Annotated in this window: 2 protein-coding genes; both read right to left on the bottom strand. The window is 62.6% G+C overall.

The window, feature by feature from the left end; translation table 11 throughout:
- Positions 1-241, bottom strand: a 241-nt coding sequence (locus ACIRS4_RS37100) for an MspA family porin (protein WP_404204511.1), incomplete at its 3' end; no start/stop codon positions are given.
- Positions 242-1,067: 826 nt separating this feature from the next.
- The coding region (locus tag ACIRS4_RS37105; RefSeq protein WP_404204513.1) for a hypothetical protein at positions 1,068-1,362 on the bottom strand (295 nt) is incomplete at its 5' end.

The following is a 1,362-nucleotide window of genomic DNA, read 5'->3' on the forward strand; positions in this document are numbered from 1 at the left end:
ACGTAGTCGGCACGGGAGTGGCCGTCGCAATCGGCGCGCTGACAGGGCTCGCAGTGCTCACTGTCGGGGCAAGGGCGCCGACCAAGCCTTGATTGGGCTCGATTCCGACGGTGAAGCCGCCGGCCACACTTATCCCGCAGCCGAGGATGAGCCCTGCGACGGCTTGACCGGACGTGATCGGGCCACCCTCCACATTGACCAAGTAATCACCGGACATCTGCGCGGCATGCGCGAACGTCATGAGGAAATTCGGAGTCCGGTTACCAGGCAGATTCACCCCGACGCTGTCGACGGATGCCGTCAGATGAACTCCCGAACCGGTTACCTCTGAGCCGGGCGGCTGGGCTCGGCCCAGGTTGGTACCCCAGACCCACACGCCCAGGGTTGCCACGGCCGTGCCCGCCGCGGCGACGATTAGTAGACGCCGCAAACCTGGATCCTTTCTCGAAGATGTGCGCTAGCGCTTCTTCCAGAGTCCGATATCACAGGAACAGCCGCTGTTGGCTGGCAATAGAGCCTATCGGAGATATCAGGCTGAGGAGCAATGCGGCGATAAGGCGTGTCGACCAGGGAATTCCTGCCGACGAGCCGATACCCGCCGTAAAGGTCAGAACAGTCGATCCGGCGGTGCCGACAGCGGACTCCTACGGCTCGAACCGAACCACATGGGCAAGAATCCACGCCCATCGACGCTGGTAGCCGTGCTCGCAGCAGAGTCCGGTATAGGCTTCCAACGCACAACTAGCGCGCCGGGCGTTCAGGCCGTTTCTTCTCAGTCTTCTTCCCGGTGGCCTTTGTCGCGGTGCCCTTCCCAGCAGGCGGCTTGTCTACCACCGACTTCGGGACCGAGGTACGCCGACCACCATTCGGCTCGGAAGCCGAGATTCTCGCGTCGGTCCGAGACTTCGCGATATCCCATTGAGCCCTCGCGGCGGCGGTCGGTCTCCCTCACTGGTGCGCTGACCGCTTCGGCCAGCGCGGTATGCGGTGCGGGCTCAGGCGGTCCTCGCGACGGCACTGCGGAGCTGGTCCGAACAGCCTTTGCGGCATGCTCGGGCCGTTCGTGGTCAGCCGAGACTCACATAGAAGGGCTCGAGCCCCGTCAGTAGGTCGTTGATCAACGCGGCAACAGCGTCCACCTCGTTCAGGTGGATCACCTTCCACGTCGTCGTCGGCTTGTCGAGGGTGTAGGTGAGTTCGATGTAGGGATGCTTCGACATCCCCATGTAGACGCAGTACGACCGATCGACTCGGGTGTAGGTGACGTCGATGAAGAGCTTTCCACGAGTCGCCGAGAAGACCAGTTCCACGTCGTGGTGCGCAGCTTCTGCTGCAGTCAGATTGTTGACGACAACTGTCCAA

Source organism: Streptomyces sp. NPDC101166, assembly GCF_044768125.1.
GTDB lineage: Bacteria > Actinomycetota > Actinomycetes > Streptomycetales > Streptomycetaceae > Streptomyces.